Source organism: Fusobacterium perfoetens (genome assembly GCF_021531595.1).
In the GTDB taxonomy this organism is placed as follows: Bacteria; Fusobacteriota; Fusobacteriia; order Fusobacteriales; family Fusobacteriaceae; genus Fusobacterium_B.
In genome coordinates this window covers 1-483 of sequence record NZ_JADYUD010000032.1, presented here as the reverse complement: position 1 = coordinate 483, position 483 = coordinate 1, and the positions used below count along the sequence as shown (strand labels likewise).

General features: G+C 31.1%; 1 protein-coding gene. It reads left to right on the top strand.

Features of this window, described 5'->3' with window-relative positions; translation table 11 throughout:
- Positions 1-30: 30 nt before the first annotated feature.
- Positions 31-348 (top strand): hypothetical protein, encoded by a 318-nt coding sequence (locus I6E17_RS09815; RefSeq protein WP_235237093.1) that lies wholly within the window; start codon positions 31-33, stop codon positions 346-348.
- Positions 349-483: the final 135 nt, after the last annotated feature.

Here is a 483-nt window from a genome sequence, read left to right as displayed (position 1 = left end):
AAATCTTTTAAAAACACAGGAGGTAAAAAAATGGCTTTAACAGTAACAGAAACAAAAGAGGTTATCACAGGAGTTCTTGAAAAATTAAAGAAATCTATTGAAAGAGAAAATTCTTATATGAAAGAACTTGATGATGATAAGGCAGTGCTTACTTATGTGCAGGATTTAGTTGATAAAGGAGAAGAATTTCCACCTGAATCTGCTTATTCTTCTTTCACTGAATGGATTGATTCCATTAAGAAAGAAATTAAATCTGGAGAGGCTTCCATCAAAAGAATTGACACTGAAAAAGCTGAAATTGCTGCTTTTGAATACTACCTTGCCAATGCCCAAGAAAGTGATGCCTAATCTCTTTTTACAGGAGGTATTAATTGAAAACAGATAAAAAACTTTTTATTATGCGTCTTGTAATTTTTATCCTTGAAAAAATTGAAAACTTTTATAGGAAAAAGTAAGAAAAGCACGGTTTTTACCGTGCTTTTC